The organism is Natronorubrum halophilum, assembly GCF_003670115.1.
Taxonomy (GTDB): domain Archaea; phylum Halobacteriota; class Halobacteria; order Halobacteriales; family Natrialbaceae; genus Natronorubrum; species Natronorubrum halophilum.
In genome coordinates, this window is record NZ_QQTY01000004.1 from 497,049 (window position 1) to 513,789 (window position 16,741).

Below are 16,741 nucleotides of genomic sequence, written 5' to 3' on the forward strand. Positions count from 1 at the left end.
ACAGCGGATTCGACGTACGTGGCCACAGATCGTGTCGCTGCCCGAGAGGGTCTCTCGAGACGTCATCACGTTGCCGGGATCGCGGGCGGGATTTATGTTCGTGCGTAGCATTGCCACACGACAATGAACGTACGGGACGCTCTCGAGGCGGACGCCGACGCGCTGGCGTCGATCGCCGACTCGCCGACCGACGTGATGCGAAACCTGGTCCACGACCGGACGGTGCGCGTCGCCGAGGACGGGGCCCACGATCCGAACATGGACGTCGCGGAGTCACAGTACAAGGGCTCCGATCCCGAGGATCTGCTGGGATTCATCAGCTTCGACGCGAAAGCGGACACCGTCCACGTGACCCAGCTCGACGGAACGAGCGAAGCGTGCAAGCGACTGCTCGCCGAGCCGGTTCGGTTCGCCGAGCGCGAATCGATGGCCGTCGAAGTGCTGGTCTCGCCCGACACGGAGACCATCGAGACGGCTGCCCAAGAACTCGGATTCGAGCGACGGGGACGCGGTCCGCGCTTCGACGGCTCCCCGACGGTTCGGTTTCGACTCGAGCCCTAGTCGACGCGCCATCCCCATTCTTATAGGAGCCACTGAACGTCACTGCACACCAGATCGCACGAGGCCAGCGCGGTTCGGAGCGAGCGCGGTTCGGAGCGAACGAAGTGAGCGAGAACCGCGGGAACGCGAACGGTGAGCCCTGCGAGCCGTGAGCGAACGAAGTGAACGAGAACTGCGGGGATGCGATCGGTGTGTAACTCGTTTCAGTTGTGACTATAGCGACGACGAGACGCACCGATCGCCGACGCCGAGGACGCGCGAGAACGACGTCCGTCTCTGCGGTCGCGGGTTTTCTCCAGTATCTCGGCTGTGAAAATACCCGAAGCAATTATTGCCGCAAGCGATGGCGTCCGGTGTATGGTATCTGACCACAACATGCCCGACTACGAGCAAGTGCGGGACGGATTCGCGTGGACGGACATCTACGAGGCAGCGGACTGGGACGCGCCCGAGGAACTGAACATCGCCCACGAGGTCTGTGACCGCCACGCCGAGAACAACGAGACGGTCGCGCTCTACCAGGTGAGCGAGGACGGGGAGTTGACCACGACGACGTTCTGGGAACTGGCCGAGGCGACGAACCGGTTCGCGAACGTCCTCGAGTCCCTGGGGATCGAACGAGGCGACCGCGTCTTCTCCTACATGCCGCGGATCCCCGAACACTACGTCGCGCTGGTGGGAACGCTCAAGCGCGGTGCCGTCTTCGGCGGCATCAACGAGCGGTTCGGCCCCGACGGCATCTCGTATCGACTGGCCGACTGCGACGCGACGGCGGTCGTCACTACCGCGGACAATCGCGATATCGTCGCTGACGCGCTCGAGGACGCCCCCTCGGTCGAACACGTCATCGTCGTCAGCGACGACGGGACGGGGATCCGACGCGGCGACGTCAGCTACCGCGCCGAGATGGAGACGGCGAGCCGCGAGTACGAAGCGGCGGATACCGGCGGCGAGGACGATGCGCTGCTGTACTACACCAGCGGCACGACCGGGCTGGCGAAGGGGGTACTCCACAAACACCGGTGGGTCGCCGGCGTTGCCGCCACGCAGAAGTACGCCGCCGACTTGCAGGCGGGCGATTGCTACTGGTCGACGGCCGACCTCGGCTGGCTGACCGGGCCGATCAACACGCTGGGTGCCTGGTACTGGGGTACCGCCTTGTTCACCTACGAGGGCGAGTTCGACCCCGAGGCGTGGGCCGACCTCCTCGACGCCTATCCGATCACCGTCCTGTTCTCGGTGCCGACGGCCTACCGGATGCTCCGCGAACACGAGGCGGTTCTCGAGGACGTCTCGCTGGATCTCCGCCACGCGCTCTCGATCGGCGAACCGCTCTCGGCGGGCGTCGTCGAGTGGGGCGAGGAGACTCTCGGCGTCACCATCCACGACACCTACGGCCAGACCGAGACGGGAAACATGATCATCAACAACTATCCGTCCATGGACGTTCGGCCTGGTTCGATGGGGAAACCGCTGCCCGGGATCGAGGCCGCCGTCGTCGACCCCGAGACCGGCGAGGTGCTCGAGCCCGGCGAGACCGGCGAGATCGCCCAGCGCGGGGACTACCCCTGCTTCTTCGCGGAGTACTGGGAGAAGCCCGAGCAGACCGCGGACTGCTTCGTCGACGGGCCGGAGAACGAGTGGTACCTGTCGGGCGACCTCGCGCACGCGGACGAGGACGGCTACATCTGGTTCGAGGGCCGGGCCGACGACGTCATCCTCTCCTCGGGCTACCGCATCGGTCCCTTCGAGGTCGAGAGTTCGCTCGGCGAACACGAGGCCGTCGCCGAAGCCGCCGTCGTCCCGAAGCCACACCGGGAGCGAGGCAACATCGTGAAGGCCTACATCGTTCCCAGCGACGGTGTGACGCCGTCGGCGGACCTCGAGGAGGACATCACGAACCACGTGAAAACCGAACTGTCGGCCCACGAGTACCCCCGCGAGATCGAGTTCCGCGACGAACTCCCGAAAACGGTCACGGGGAAGATCCGCCGAACGGAGCTCCAGGATGAGACCGAAACGGACGCCGAGACGACCTGAGACGGACTAAAGCGAGCGCTCGATCCGTGCCGCCGACCGCTACTTCCGAGTCCGGCCACAGATTCGATCGGGACGTCACACGAGCAACAAGATACCGGTGTACCCCATTATCCCGGCGACGAACGCCCAGAATCGGCTCTCGCGATCCCTGGGAAGCTCCTCCTTGATCACGTTGAGGATGATGCCGCCGGACAAAAACGCGAGCAGGAGGCTGATGAGGATCTCGGGAAGGCCGACGAGGAGTCCGATCAGCGTTCCGACGAGGATCGCGCCGGCGAGCAGCCATCGGCCGACGCGATCGTAGACCTCCCGGTGGTGCTCGCGCAGACCGTAGTCGTTGACGACGAAGTGAAGCCCCATCGCCGTCCCGTAGAGCAACAGGCTCGAGAGGCCAGTCTCCTCCTGATGCAATAAGAGATAGCCGATGAGTGCGTTGTACGCGGTAAACGAGCCGATGTGTATCCAGAACACGCTCGCTCCAGAGTGGATCGTCGTCCCGTCGGTCGCCCGCCGGTCCGGCTCGCGACGCGATCGCCGAGCGATCTGCTCGAGTCCGTAAAAGAGCGTGAATCCGACGAGCGCCGCGATGAACAGGGATCGTTCGTGAGTCGCCTCGAGGACGATGTTCGTCGGTTCGACGGCTTCGACGACTCGGGATTGGTGGTCCGTGATCTCGGGGAGTAAGTGGACGAAAACGTACGCGACGGAGACGCCGCCACACAGCGAGAGCCAGCCGCTTCGAGGAACGCCCTGGAGGAATCGGAGTCGGCGGGCGCCGATGTGCACCGCCGCGAGACCGCTAGCGACGAGAACCACACCGACTATCGAGACCATCGTCGGATACTTCGAGAAGCGCGGTGATAAAGTACATCCAGTGTACGGGGAGCGTGCGAGCGGTGTGCGGGCAATATGCGAGTAGGATACGGGAAATGTGCGAGCAACGTACGGGAAGTGTGCGGGCAGCGCGTGGATGACGTTTCGCGAGCGTCCGAACGGCCAGGAGCTGTCAGCTGAATTTCTGAACGGTCACGTCGAGCGTATCGAGATCGACGATGGGCGCGTAGCCGGCGTCTGGATCGATGTTGACGCTCTTCTGAAAATCCGTCTGGGACTGCCAGCAGCCGGAGTTGATCGCGAGCACGTTGTGGTACTTCCCGAAGCCGAGTTTGTGGACGTGGCCGGTGTGGAAGATGTCGGGAACGTCCTCCATGATGAGGTAGTCCTGCTCTTCGGGTGCGAGTCGCGTGTGGCCGCCGAACTGCGGGGCGACGTGGCGCTTTTTGAGAAGGTGATACATCGCCTTGTGTGGCTCCTCGTAGCTCGCCTTCTCCTCGGGCAGTTCCGCGATCACTTCGTCCAGCGAGACGCCGTGGTACATCAGTATGGAGACGCCCTCGAGCGTCACCGTCGACGGATTGCTCACGATCCGCGGGTCGTGAGCCGACATGATCCCGCGGAGTTCCTCGTCGAACCCGGGCTGGGGCTCCGCGAGGCGAACTGCATCGTGATTTCCTGGAATCATGACGATCTCGATGTCGCCGGGAACCCGCTTGAGGTATTCGTTGAAGGCTTCGTACTGGTCGTAGATGTCGACGATGTCGAGCTCCTCGTCCTGATCGGGGTAGATACCGACGCCCTCGACCATGTCGCCCGCGATCAACAGGTACTCGACGTGCTGGGCTTGCTCCGTGTGGAGCCAGTCGGCGAACCGGTTCCAGGCGTCGTGCATGAACTCCTGACTGCCGACGTGCACGTCGCTAATCAGGGCCGCCTGGACGTGGCGATCCGCCGTCGACGGCTCGTGCGTCCGGGGGATATCCGGGAAGTACATCGAGTCGACGAACGCGATTCCCGAGTCGTCGGCGAGGGTTCCCTCCATGGCCAACACCTCGTCGCAGAGCAGTTCTTCGACCAGATCGGCGTACTCCCGGTCTTTCATCACCAGCCACGGGAAGGTCCCGGTGGCGTCCTCGAGTTCGATCAACCAGTGGCCGCTCGCCGTCGACCGGATGTCGTTGACCAGCCCGACCATCGCCACCTCGCCGCCGCCCGGCATCTTCTGGATCGCTGTCGCCGGTCGGTGATTGATCCGGCTTCGCAGTTTTGCCCCTAATCGCTCGAGTCGATCCCGAAAGACGGCGACGAAATCGCTGTACTCGCCCGTCCCCGTACTCTGGCCGGTCATATCCCCATCGATCTCGAGCGATCGCAACGCGGGATCGACCGATCTCTCGGCGTCTGTAGACCCCTTCGTTTCAACTGGAGAATACCCTCCTATGGCGGTTGGATCCGAGACGGTGGCTCCAGTTGAAGCGGAGGGGTCTTCGCCGTCGGGTTCGGAACCGCCCGCTCCCGGTTTCGAGGTCGGGTCGGACGCCGAAAGCGTCGTTCGAACGTGATCGGATCGAACGACCAGCGCATCCTCGGGAAGGGTCTCGATAACGCGCTCGAGGGCGGCCTGCGGATCGTCGGCCGACGCGAGGTGGGTCACCGCTTCGCGCTCGGCGTTGTAGCCGCGACTGGTGAGTTCGCTGACGATCCGGGCCGACGCCTCGAGTGGCACACCCTTCGCATTCGCGAGCGGAGAGAAAAGGATACCGTAATAGTGCGATCGGTGAGCGACGGGGTCGAGATTTCGAACCGATACCTGCCATCGGTACCAGTGAACCTGTCGATTCGATCGGCGTTGACGGTGGATCGCGATCGAATCTGACGAAAGCGACGGCGTTTACCGTGTCTCTCCGCGGTATCGATATCCCGTCTCACCGGAAGTTGACGGAGCAGAAGGTTGATTGTGCGTCCCGGCAAAACGGGTGACGATGAGCGGTTCTAACCCCGGCGATCCACCTGACGACTCCGGTGATCGCGGCGAGTATACCCGTGATCGGCAGGGTCGAAGCGCAGACGACAACCGGAGTCCGCCCGGGGAATCGTCCGACACGCCCGAAACGGCCGCCGGTCCCAACCCCACCACCCGCAACGGAATGACGATCGAGGACGACGGCGTCGTCCGCTGGTTCCTGAAATCCGAGGACGGAACGGTCGTGATGGTGCGGGATATCCTCGGCAGCGTCGCTATCGTCGCCGTCATCGGCCTCATTCTCTTCGGTATCAGTGGCATCTGGCCGCCGCTGGTCGCCGTCGAGAGCGGCAGTATGGAGCCGAACATGCAGGAAGGCGACCTGATTTTCGTCGTCGCCGACGACCGATTCGTCGGCGACGGCTCCGTCGATAACACCGGTGTCGTCCCGCTTGAGCAGGGAGCGGAGAGCGGTCACGAGAAGTTCAACGGCGCTGGCGACGTCATCATCTTCCAGCCCAACGGTAATCCAGCGGAGACGCCGGTGATCCACCGTGCGCACTTCTGGGTCGAAGAGGGCGAAAACTGGGTGGATACCAAAGCCGACGAAGAGATCATCGGCGACGCGACCTGTGACGAGGTGTACACGTGCCCGGCGAAACACGATGGGTTCATCACGAAAGGTGATAACAACGACGGCTACGATCAGTACGGGAACGGTATCAGCGACGTCGTTAGACCTGACTGGGTCACCGGCAAGGCGATGTTCCGGATCCCGTGGCTCGGCCACGTCCGACTGGCGTTCGATTCGATTCTCGGGGGCACAATGGCTCCATCTCCGGTGATCTACGACGATCCGGCGGCATCGATCGACCCCAGGCCATCAGCCGCACACGCCGGACTCGCCGGCGCGACGGGAATCGCAGGTACCGGCGCGGGCGTCGCCGTCGCGATCGGTCGACATCGAACCTGAGTTCGCGATCACCGGCCGCCCGCCGGTGAAACGATTTTTGACGGCACCGTTTCGAGTCGAACCGACGGTGGTCGAGAAGCGACTCGGGGTGAACCAGCACCCGCGACGACTCCCGCGATCGAATAGGCGGCCCGATCACGCGGAAGTCGTGATCTCGAGTCGGAGTTCGTCGCCGTCGCGGACGTCGTACTCCGCCGGATCGACGGTTTCTCCGTTGACCACAAACGACAGTTCCGTGTCGGAATCGCCGCCGTCGTAGGCGATTCCGTTGATCGTGACGACGTGATCGTCGCCGTTCCGGGCGTACTCGAAGTGAGGGAGGAGATCGAGTCCCTCGACGAACGTGACCGGTTCCTCGCCCTCCATGTACCAGTACTCGTCTCGCTCGTGGAGATGGAACTCGATCGAGTCGTTTTCGGCGTGTTCGGACTGGAATCGGTCCGCGGAGAGATCGACCGGGGAGCCGTCGATGACGACGTCAATCCCACCGCGATCGTACTCGATCTTGCCGTCGGTGAAGACGCAGCCGGCGAGCGAGGCGAGACTCGCCGTCGTCGCGATGACGGCCCGTCGCTTCATGTCGAACCGAACTCACTCGACGTATATTGGTCCATCGTTGAGCCCCGCTGGGACGGATTCGACCTCGGAAACGCAGTTCGCACACGACGGGGAGATCACGGCGTACATCTCGAGAGACAGTCTGTACGGACACGTGCTCCGACGATCCGCCTGCAACACCGTCGCGATGACGGCCCGTCGCTTCTTCGCGTAGAATCAGTTCTCGAAGCGCGCCTGAACGAACGGCTGTACGTCGTCGATATCGCTCAGCCGAGAGTCCGAGAGGAGAACGGCCTCCGTCTCTTCGAGTGGAACCGAGAGGCTGATCTCCTTGGTCCGGCCGTAGCGACCCTTGGAGACGACGACGGCGTTGACGATCCCGAGCATGTCGAGTTCGCTGATGAGATCCGTCACCCGCCGCTGGGTCAGGACGTCGGCGTCGATCTCCTCGCACAGGCGCTTGTAGATGTTGAACACCTCGCCCGTGTTGATGCTGTGAACGCCGTTTTTCTCGAGCAGGATGATCGAAAAGAGGACGAGTTTGCTCTGTGTCGGCAGCGTGCGGACGACTTCGACCACGCGGTCGAGTTCGATCTTGTCCTGTGCCTGCCGAACGTGGTCCTCGACGATCGTCTCCGTCTGGGAGCGTTCGGCCAGTTCGCCGGCCGTGCGAAGGAGGTCCAGGGCGCGACGCGCGTCGCCGTGTTCCTGTGCGGCGAAGGCCGCACACAGCGGGATCACGTCGTCCGAAAGCGCACCGGCCTTGAACGCGACGTTCGAGCGGTGCTCCAAAATGTCCCGCAGTTGGTTGGCGTCGTAGGGCGGGAAGACGATCTCTTCTTCGCCCAGCGAGGACTTGACGCGCGGGTCGAGGAAGTCGGTGAACTTCAGGTCGTTCGAGATCCCGATGATCGAGACCCGGGAGTTCTCGAGTTCGGAGTTCATCCGCGAGAGGTTGTAGAGCGTGTCGTCACCGCTTTTCTCGACGAGCTTGTCGATCTCGTCGAGCATGATGACGACGACCCGTTCGTCGTAATCGACGGCGTCGAAGAAGACGCTGTAGACGCGGTCGGTCGGCCACCCGGTCATCGGCACCTCCTCGAACGACTCTTTGTCCTCCTCGAGGCTCTCGATGCGGGCTTCGATATCGCTTCGGGATCCGAACGAGGTTTCCTCGAGCGGATGGGCCGGACGATCCGCGGCGGTGTCGACGGCGGTTTCGGTTCCGGCAGCAGCGTCGATAGCGGCGTCAGTATCGGCGTCGGTTTCAGTCGAAATGGAGTCGTCGCCGATATCCGCATCCGGTCCGTCGAACGCGCTGTTCGGATCGGAGCGGTCGGGTTCACCGAGTTCGTCCCGAGCGTTCACCGCGGAACCGGGGTCGGACGCGGCCGTCGACTCGTACTCCTCGAGGTCGTCGATCAGGGCCTCGAGATCGTCGACCCGATCGTCGATCCGGGCTTCGTTCTTCTCGATGAATTTGTTCGCGAGCTGTGCGAGCACGCGGTACTGGGTGTCGGTGACCTCACAGTTGATGTACTCGACGTCACACGGAACGCTGTACTTCTGGGAGGTGCTCTCGAGTTCCTTGCTGACGAACTTCGCGCTCGCGGTCTTGCCCGTCCCGGTCTTGCCGTAGATGAGAATGTTCGACGGCGTCTCGCCGCGGAGCGCAGCGACGAGGATGGTCGCCATCTTGTTGATCTGATCGCTTCGGTGAGGGAGTTCGTGCGGCGTGTAGGAGGGGCGAAGGACCTCTTTGTTCTCGAAGATCGGTTCACCGCTGAGTAGATCGTCGAACAGCCCCTGGCTCGACTCTTCGTCGTCGAGATCGGAGCCCTCGAAGTTCGAGAACCCCGCTGTCTCGTCGATATCGGCCTCCTCTCTCGTGGTTTCTGAATCGTTTGACATCCGTCGTACACATACCCCCTCGTTTCGAGTGGAATTCCCGGCCCGAAAGCATGAAAATAGCGTAGTAAATGGCCTATGTGGGCCAATTCACTATTTCATGCAGCCGGCGCGGGTCCAGTTGATGCAAACGAAACAGAGGAAAACCATCGTATTAAATTCTTCCCTTCGTTCGACGGATCGGGTCAGTTCGATACTCGGTTAGGGCGTGTGATACCCTGAGAACGGGTGATTGGCGAAATACGAGCAGTTATCACGAGTCGTGACAGTGGACCCACGTCCGTTTCGAGTCGATTACGAGACGTAGTGGTGTACTACTGGTCGGTGCCGTCGGCGGGTCGCCGGTGAGAGTTGATAGATGTCGGATATCCAACAGCGGATCGCTGGCGAATAGTCCGCCCGCGGGCAATCCAGTACGAGTTCGGGAGAAAGAACTCGAGAAACGGATACGAGTTCACCGGTCGAGTGGCGTGAGCCCGCGAGTGAAAGTACGCTGGATCGGTGTGTTACCATCAGACAGCATCGAGTGGACGACATCGATCGACTACGTCCGGTGTGAGAACGTGCTCGGGAGTGTGAGTACAAGAACCGAGAAGAAAGAAAGGGATTGCCGCCAACCCCCCACCCCTTCGTTTCAGGTGGAACGTGACGAGAGAGGGGGAGGGGGGATGAGAGGTCTGTGGGATGGGAAGTTTTATTACCATGGCTGAGAAATTCGGTCCGTAGCACTAGCAAAACAGATATTTTACTAGAGATTGGTGTTACAGTTACTAGGACCTACTAGAAACGTCTCTATAAGCGACTCGAGTTACTAGAATGACTCTCGTTACCGAATTCGATCGGCTAACACCCTTCTCTATCCTTTTCTCGGTAGTAAAGAGACGATCTTTCCCCGATCCCAGCCGATTCCGTCGGTTCATCCACCCACCGGCTCGTCCATCTCCACTCGAAACGAAGGGGTGGGGGTCTCTCTTGTGGTGTGCTACTAGAACACATCTAATGAAAACTCATAAATTTGTTCCCATAATCAACCCTACTCATTTTCACATCCGATCACACCCATATTCTTCCAGTCTCCTCTTCACATCGTGATCGTCTCCCTTGATTGTCTCCCCTGGCCGTCTTCCCATAATCGTCTCTTCTGATCATCTCTCTTGACTGCCCCCTCCTCATCGTTGGTCATCGTTCTCTCCGCAATTTCGTTCAGCAGTTCGTGTCTTCGACCGGAACGAGGAACTCTCTCTCGTTGAATTGTCTACACGTCTGACGTAGGCTTAAGTGAGTTCAGTTTGTAGTACGCGCAACTGCACCCCGCGGTGCTGGAGGCCCCCAAGGATGGGACTGTTCACAGAACTCAAAGATAATATCTCTCGGGTTACGGATCGCCTGTTTTCCGAACAGGAGCCCAAACGAATCGGCATCTACGGTCCGCCGAACGCCGGAAAGACAACGCTCGCCAATCGTATCGCTCGCGACTGGACCGGTGACGCCATCGGCGCGGAGAGTCACATTCCCCACGAAACGCGTCGCGCACGAAGAAAAGAAGGCGTCGAGATCGAACGCGACGGCAAGTCGGTAACCATCGACATCGTCGACACGCCCGGTGTAACGACGAAAGTCGACTACGAGGAGTTCACCGACGAGATGGAAGAAGACGATGCGATCCGTCGGTCCCGCGAGGCGACCGAAGGCGTCGCGGAAGCGATGCACTGGCTGCGCGAGGACGTCGACGGCGTCATTTACGTCCTCGACAGCGCCAAGGATCCGATCACGCAGGTCAATACGATGCTGATCGGCATCATCGAATCCCGGGATCTCCCCGTTCTCATCTTCGCGAACAAGATCGACCTCGACGACTCGAGCGTCAAGCGGATCGAGGACGCCTTCCCACAGCACAAGACCGTCCCGCTGTCGGCGAAAGAAGGCGAGAACATGGACGAAGTGTACGAAAACATCGCGGAGTACTTCGGGTGAGAGAGAATGCCAAAAGCAACTAACGCGGACGACTCGGATGCTCCCGACGGCGTTCAGATCGATCTGATCAGCGGCGAGCGGATGGACGGGATGGCGACGATGGAGAAGATTCGGATGATCCTCGACGGCGTCCACGACGGGAACATCGTCATCTTAGAAGAGGGACTGACCCCCGACGAGGAGAGCCGACTCATCGAGGTAACGATGGCCGAGATCAGCCCCGACGAGTTCAACGGGATCGAGATCGAGACCTACCCGAAATCCGATACGCGTGATTCCTCGCTGCTCGGTCGCATCATGGGCGGCGGCGACGAGTCGGCGGCGAAACTGACGGTCATCGGGCCGGCGAACCAGATCGAAACGCTTCACAAGGACGAAACGCTCATCAGTGCGCTCGTGTCTCGAGACTAATGCCCCACGAATGTACGAACTGTGGCCGGACGTTCCCCGACGGCTCCAAGGAGATGCTGTCTGGATGTCCCGACTGCGGCGGGAACAAGTTTCAGTTCGCGCCCTCCGGACGGGCCGCGACCGGACCGGCCGACTCTGCTCCACAGGAAGCGACCGACTCGGCTGGCGACCCTGGCACCGACTCGACCGGTGACACCGGAACCGTCGAGCGCGCCGCAGAAACAGTTCGTGGATGGGTCTCATCCGACTCGACACAGTCGGACGAACTCGTGCAATCGGTAGACACCACCGCGGTCGACGCGAATCGCCACGACGGATCGGAGCAATCCTGGCCCTCGGACGACGAGACTCCCGAGACCGACTCGACGGCGGACTCGAGCGATGAAACCGGGGAGTTCACGGAATGGCCGGATACGGCGCGTCGACCCGAAGACCGAACGACCGCACCGGAGCAGGGCCGCGACGAACACGAGGGCTCTCGATCCGCATCCGACGCGGAGCCCGAATCTGAAATAACCGAACCGACGAACGCCGGAACGGACTCCACACACGCGAGCCCCGCGTCTTCGTCCGGGGCGTCCGCTGCCGGCGACGCTGCAACCGACTCAGCGGAATCGATCAGTGCCGTCTCGAGTTCGGACGACAGCGAAAACACGGCCCAGGCCGACGCTCGAAGCGACGTCGTTTCGGCGGACGAACTCCCAACTGGAGAGCAGCGTACTCCGGAGACCGTCGCTGACGCGGGTACCCGGGCGGACGGTCCGGAACCGGGAGCGGGCGACCAGCCACCGGAACACGGCCGGGTCGTCAGCGAACCGTCCGGTGACCAGCCCTCTATCGAAGAGCTCCGAGCGGAACTCAACGAGCAATTCGAGAGCATCAAGATCGTGAGTCCGGGCCAGTACGAACTCAACCTGATGGAACTCTACAACCGCGAGGAGTACATCATCTCGCTGCAAGAAGACGGTCGATACGTTATCGACGTACCGGAATCGTGGCACGCGGATGACGATTCGTAGCGTCGAGATCGTCGCTCTCAGTCCGGGATGACCGTTCTCGGTACTCGGAATGATGGCTCTCGGTCCGGAATGATCGTTCGAAGCAATTCTCGACTCGAACCAATCCCCGTCCCGAGCAGAATCAACACCCCTCTATTTCAACTGTAATCACTTCGTCAGGTACTGCTTGCGGAAGATATCGTCGTAATTGGGTTCCATGTGAAATGATGGCTATGAGGTACCGTCTCGAGAGCCGAGTAGTTCACCGCTAACCCGAGCGGGTTCAGTGGACCCCGAGAGTGCGTTTCCGGCGTCCGTCAGATCTCCTCGAGCGCTTCCGCCGCTCGGACGTGCGTCCGTGTCCGCCTCCACGTACGGGGGTGACTCCGGGTCGTGTCGGCCGAAATTACGGCCGAGAAAGATGGATTTAAGCAACGCGGCTGATTCCGTTCGCGTATGAGCACCCCAACCAAGATCGTCCTTACTACGATCGCCGTATCGGCGCTGCTGTCGCTGGTGGTCGTCTTCCAGACTGTTCTCGTCTGATGTTCGAGGTTCGCGACCCCTCGAGTCCGGTCGAGGCAGTCCGCGACGAGTACGCACCCGACGTACAGATACTCGACTGTGAGCGCGATTTCGAGACGCTGGACCCCGCACGGGCCGAAGACCTCGGACTCCTCGTCGACGCGCTCAAGCCGGCGAGCTATCCGGCTGGGTGGCTGCCCGACGACGCGCCGACGCTGCTGACCCGGTATGCGGGTCCACAACTGACCATCGGAATGCCCGGCGACGGCAGCGTCGTCTGGACGCGCCAGACCGAGCCGCCGATCGTTCTCGTCAAGGCTCGCGTCGCGGGCTCGCCGGAGTCGTTCGTTGACTTCCTGCTCGCCGAGGCGCTGGTCGAACTCGATCTCGAGGTGCCCGAGCACTTCCTCGGCTTCTTCGAGGACGACTATCTCGCGCTCGACGAGGCGACAGACCTCGACCCGAACAGCACCTACCAGGTTGCGGCGGCGCTGTACGACGGCTGGGTCGGACTCCAGACGCGAGACGTCTTCGCGGGCTGGCGGGACGACCACCCCGAACTCTTCGACGCCTGGCAGGACGCCGGGAGTCGACTCGAGGACCGCGTTTCCGGACTGCCACGCGCCGTCGCCCGCGGCGAAACGGATTTCGCGGACGCGACGGAGCTGGCGTGTGCGGCGATCAAGCACGGACTCGAGTTGCCAGCGCCGTTTGCGGCGCTCGATACGAGCGCGTACCGCGATCACGGCTCGGAGTACGCGGTCAAGTGGGCCGAGAAGACGTTCGACTCGCTCGTCGAATAACGCGATTTCCGTTTCGAGGTGGTGGTTTCGAGTACCCGATCACGAGCTATCCGTCCGGCACCGATCAGCGCGCGCCACCGTGGACGACGAGCCGAGAGCTCGAGACGTTGCTCTCCGCGAATAACCCGCAGGAAACGGGACCGGGAGCTAGAACTCGGCGTCGATGCTCCCGTCCTCGTCCAGATCGATGATCCCGTCGAACAGCTCGCGGAAGTCGTCGACGAGCGACTCGTCGTGGGGTTCTTCGGAAACGTGGAAGAGGCCGACCGCGTCGTGTTCCTCGAGCAGTTCCAGAATTCGCTCGATCGTCTCGAGGGCTTCGTCGTCGCCGGCGTAGTAGGCGAGTTCGGTCACGGAGTCGAAGCTGAGTCGGAGTTTGCCGTCGTGAGACTCGAGGAAGCCGTCGATGTGTTCGACGATGCCGTCGACGTCGTCGGGTGCGGCGACGTAGTGGACGGTGTCGCTCTTGCGGCGGGAGTAGCCGCGTTCGATGCTGAGGGTGTCGAGGATTTCCGCGCGCTCTTCGTCGACGTCGTAGTATTCGAGTTTCTGCCTGACCTCGCGGGCAGTGGTTCGCGTGGAGATGACGAGGAAGTTGTCGGTGTCGGTTTTGAGAAAATCGGTGTCGATGCGGTCCGTTTCGCCCGTACTCGGGTGAAGCAACAGGACACCTGTCCCGCCAGGTACCGTTTCCGGCGTCCCATCGATTGCAAGCGAATAGTCCATATTGACGTGAACAACTTTCGGCACCGACTTAATTGTCCCGTCTACAGTCGCCGCTATCGAACGTGACGGATTCGGGTGAACTCGGAGCGTCTGCTCAGGACCCAACGGTTCTTCTGACGGAAACTAACGCGTCGTCGACTACCGCCGAGACGGTCGGTTCCGATTGTGATGGTCGGGATACCTCTCCGGAGGAAGCTCACACGCGGAACTGCTCACGCGGACCTGCGGTCCGTTTCACACTGGTGCTGTGAAAAAGCGGCCGAGTAGGAGTTATCTGTTCGGCCTCGATCCGATGCCCACGGATTTCGGCCAACCTCAACTCCTCCAACCACTACTTTTTAGGCCACCCTAAAAAATCTGTCGGTCGCTCGAATGTCCGGGACGGTTGGATGTACATCGTTCGACGGAAACCTGACTCGCTTCGACCTGCGGTGCTCGCGCCGTCGGTTCGAGTCGAACGCGTTTTGCCCGCTGAGACTGACGACTCGTACATGAGCGTTCGCGAGGAGTTCGACGAGTGGGCCTCGAGCGGTCGGGATAGGGGCATGGAAGAACGGCACTGGCACACCGCAAAGCCCGCGCTCGCGCGCATGCCGATCGAACCCGGCGATACCGTGTTGGATCTCGGCTGTGGCAGCGGGTACGCGGGTCGCGCCCTCCGCGATACGAAGGATGCCGGGGTGATTTACGGACTCGACGGCTCGCCCGAGATGGCCCACAACGCCGCGGGCTACACGGACGATCCGCAGGTCGGCTTCCTCGTCGGGGATTTCGATTCGCTTCCCTTCCAGGACGACTCGATCGACCACATCTGGTCGATGGAGGCGTTCTATTACGCCGCCGATCCCCACCGGACGCTCGAGGAAATCGCGCGTATCCTTCGACCCGGCGGGACCTTCTACTGCGCCGTGAACTACTACGAAGAGAACGTCCACTCCCACGAGTGGCAGGAGTTCATCTCCATCGAGATGACCCGCTGGGACCGCAGGCAGTACCGCGAGGCCTTCCACGACGCTGGTCTCTTCGTCGCCGAGCAGGACAACATTCCCGACCGCGAAACCACGATTCCACCGGAAGCAGCGTTCCCGACGGACGAGTGGGAGAACCGCGAGACGATGGTCGAACGGTATCGCGAGTTCGGCACGCTACTCACCGTCGGCGTGGCACCCTGACTACTCGCCACTGGCCTGGCTTTCCAACTACTCGCTATCGGCCCAACTTCCCAACTACTCGCCGTCGGTTTGGTTCTCTCATTCCTCACTTCCGCCGAATTCACCTCGTTTACCCACCGTCGACGATCGCCCCCGTTTCGACTCGAGTTGGCTACCGGCTGGCAACCCCCTCGCTTCGACTCGAGTCGGGCTTCCCGCTGCTGATTTCTGGCCTGTGATTCGAGTCGAAGCCACCCATCGTACTCGAACGGGTACCTCCCGATCGCTCGATAGTTCTACTGCTACTACTCGAACGACAGTAACCAGTGGACAACGAGAGTAGCCGGTGGCCGTCGACGCAGATCAGATCGCTGCGCTCTCACTCGAAGCGTTCGCCCGCCGGAATCGTCACCTCGAGCCAGTTTTCTTCCGGCGGTAGCGGGCAGTCAAACGTTTCGCTGAAGGCACAAAACGGCGAGTAGGCGATGTTGAAATCGACGACGATCTCGTCGCCGTCCTCGAGTTCGCGCTCCGACGATAGCTCCATGTAGCGACCGCCGTCGTAGGTCTGCTGGCCGGTCGTCTTATCGCGGAAGGGGACGAACAGCGGCTCCTCGTTCGGACTCTCGAGTTGGTACGCCGCGAGTTCGAAGGTGCCGTCTTCCAGATCCTCGTCCTCGCGGTCGAGATCGAACTCGAGGGTGGCAACGCGGAGATAGCGCATCTCTCTGCCCGCGGTCGTTTCCATCAGTACGACTTCCGGATCGTCGTGAACCTCGGCGGTCGCGCTCACGCGGTAGGTCGAATCCGGTTCGAAGTAGTCGAGCCCGTCGAACTCCTCGCGATCCTCGGGCGGGATCGGCGACTGCGGATGGTCCGCGAAAAATTCGTCCTTCTCGGCGCGTTTCGCCTCGAGTTCGTCGCGCCAGCGGTCGACGTCGATGGCGTCGTCAGAATCGCTCATACCGGTCCTACCGGCGCGGGACGGGAATGGGTTGTGTTTCGCTCGAGGGACGCCTCACGTGTGCATTGACTTTCAGTGGCTACTCTATTCCTCGATCGTCAGGACGCCGTTGCGAACCGAGACGTCGCTTGCCTCCGGCGGCAGTTCGAACTCGAACTGTCGGTCACCGGCGACGATGATCGCGGTCGAATCGACGATATCGATCTCGACGTCGGCGGCGGCGGTACCGAAATCGACCGCGATGACGCTCCCGTCATCGTACTCGAACGTACGTAAGACTGCGTCGTCGTCTCGATCGACGTTTTTGAGGGATCTGGGGACCTTCATGTGCTAGTATTGGGGCGCAGCC

General features: G+C 61.7%; 16 protein-coding genes. 9 read left to right on the forward strand and 7 right to left on the reverse strand.

Translation table 11 applies throughout. The annotated features are described in order from the left end of the window. The first annotated feature begins 123 nt into the window (after positions 1-123). The gene (locus DWB23_RS17885) at positions 124-561 is read left to right on the forward strand and encodes a hypothetical protein (RefSeq protein ID WP_121744131.1); all 438 of its coding nucleotides are present in this window, start codon (positions 124-126) and stop codon (positions 559-561) included. Positions 562-918: 357 nt separating this feature from the next. Next, positions 919-2,601 carry an acyl-CoA synthetase gene (locus DWB23_RS17890; RefSeq protein ID WP_121744132.1) on the forward strand — a complete coding sequence of 561 codons (1,683 nt, stop codon included), beginning with the start codon at positions 919-921 and terminating at the stop codon, positions 2,599-2,601. Between the two features lie 75 nt (positions 2,602-2,676). On the opposite strand, the gene DWB23_RS17895 is transcribed toward DWB23_RS17890, so the two are convergent. Both DWB23_RS17895 and DWB23_RS17900 read right to left on the reverse strand, forming a co-directional pair. After that, positions 2,677-3,435 carry a hypothetical protein gene (locus tag DWB23_RS17895; RefSeq protein ID WP_121744133.1) on the reverse strand — a complete coding sequence of 253 codons (759 nt, stop codon included), beginning with the start codon at positions 3,433-3,435 and terminating at the stop codon, positions 2,677-2,679. A gap of 172 nt (positions 3,436-3,607) precedes the next feature. After that, positions 3,608-5,164: a DNA-directed DNA polymerase II small subunit gene (locus DWB23_RS17900; protein WP_121744134.1), complete on the reverse strand. Its 1,557-nt coding sequence runs from the start codon at positions 5,162-5,164 to the stop codon at positions 3,608-3,610. A gap of 256 nt (positions 5,165-5,420) precedes the next feature. Between DWB23_RS17900 and DWB23_RS17905 the strand changes: the two genes are divergently transcribed. After that, entirely contained in the window at positions 5,421-6,374 is a 954-nt protein-coding gene (locus DWB23_RS17905; protein ID WP_121744333.1) for a S24/S26 family peptidase, read from the forward strand. Between the two features lie 135 nt (positions 6,375-6,509). Here DWB23_RS17905 and DWB23_RS17910 read toward each other — a convergent pair whose 3' ends face one another. Together DWB23_RS17910 and DWB23_RS17920 are read right to left on the reverse strand one after the other, a co-directional pair. After that, a complete protein-coding gene (locus tag DWB23_RS17910; protein ID WP_121744135.1) occupies positions 6,510-6,953 on the reverse strand; it encodes a hypothetical protein in 444 nt (147 codons plus the stop codon). Between the two features lie 195 nt (positions 6,954-7,148). Continuing rightward, positions 7,149-8,843 (reverse strand): Cdc6/Cdc18 family protein, encoded by a 1,695-nt coding sequence (locus DWB23_RS17920; protein WP_121744137.1) that lies wholly within the window; start codon positions 8,841-8,843, stop codon positions 7,149-7,151. A 1,332-nt stretch (positions 8,844-10,175) separates the two neighbouring features. Here DWB23_RS17920 and DWB23_RS17925 point away from each other — a divergent pair. The 5 genes from DWB23_RS17925 (at position 10,176) to DWB23_RS17940 (ending at position 13,551) form a co-directional block, all read left to right on the forward strand. Next, a complete protein-coding gene (locus DWB23_RS17925) occupies positions 10,176-10,814 on the forward strand; it encodes an Era-like GTP-binding protein (protein WP_121744138.1) in 639 nt (212 codons plus the stop codon). Positions 10,815-10,820: 6 nt separating this feature from the next. Beyond that, positions 10,821-11,225: a DUF2073 domain-containing protein gene (locus tag DWB23_RS17930; protein WP_121744139.1), complete on the forward strand. Its 405-nt coding sequence runs from the start codon at positions 10,821-10,823 to the stop codon at positions 11,223-11,225. Then, the gene (locus tag DWB23_RS17935) at positions 11,225-12,244 is read left to right on the forward strand and encodes an OapC/ArvC family zinc-ribbon domain-containing protein (protein ID WP_121744140.1); all 1,020 of its coding nucleotides are present in this window, start codon (positions 11,225-11,227) and stop codon (positions 12,242-12,244) included. Before DWB23_RS17930 ends, DWB23_RS17935 begins: the two co-directional genes overlap by 1 nt. A 435-nt stretch (positions 12,245-12,679) precedes the next feature. Next, the gene (locus DWB23_RS24145) at positions 12,680-12,769 is read left to right on the forward strand and encodes a hypothetical protein (RefSeq protein WP_455429441.1); all 90 of its coding nucleotides are present in this window, start codon (positions 12,680-12,682) and stop codon (positions 12,767-12,769) included. Continuing rightward, entirely contained in the window at positions 12,769-13,551 is a 783-nt protein-coding gene (locus DWB23_RS17940) for a DUF7089 family protein (protein ID WP_121744141.1), read from the forward strand. The genes DWB23_RS24145 and DWB23_RS17940 overlap by 1 nt, the downstream gene beginning before the upstream one ends. Positions 13,552-13,698: 147 nt before the next feature. On the opposite strand, the gene DWB23_RS17945 is transcribed toward DWB23_RS17940, so the two are convergent. Next, positions 13,699-14,277: a DUF7090 family protein gene (locus DWB23_RS17945; RefSeq protein WP_121744142.1), complete on the reverse strand. Its 579-nt coding sequence runs from the start codon at positions 14,275-14,277 to the stop codon at positions 13,699-13,701. Positions 14,278-14,768: 491 nt separating this feature from the next. On the opposite strand from DWB23_RS17945, the gene DWB23_RS17950 reads away from it, so the two are divergent. Continuing rightward, complete coding sequence (locus DWB23_RS17950; protein ID WP_121744334.1) at positions 14,769-15,449, forward strand: class I SAM-dependent methyltransferase; 681 nt, start codon at positions 14,769-14,771, stop codon at positions 15,447-15,449. 358 nt (positions 15,450-15,807) lie between these two features. On the opposite strand, the gene DWB23_RS17955 is transcribed toward DWB23_RS17950, so the two are convergent. Together DWB23_RS17955 and DWB23_RS17960 are read right to left on the reverse strand one after the other, a co-directional pair. Continuing rightward, complete coding sequence (locus DWB23_RS17955) at positions 15,808-16,392, reverse strand: DUF1684 domain-containing protein (protein ID WP_121744143.1); 585 nt, start codon at positions 16,390-16,392, stop codon at positions 15,808-15,810. An 84-nt stretch (positions 16,393-16,476) separates the two neighbouring features. Then, positions 16,477-16,719, reverse strand: a complete 243-nt coding sequence (locus DWB23_RS17960) for a DUF7127 family protein (protein ID WP_121744144.1) — start codon at positions 16,717-16,719, stop codon at positions 16,477-16,479. Positions 16,720-16,741 lie beyond the last annotated feature (22 nt).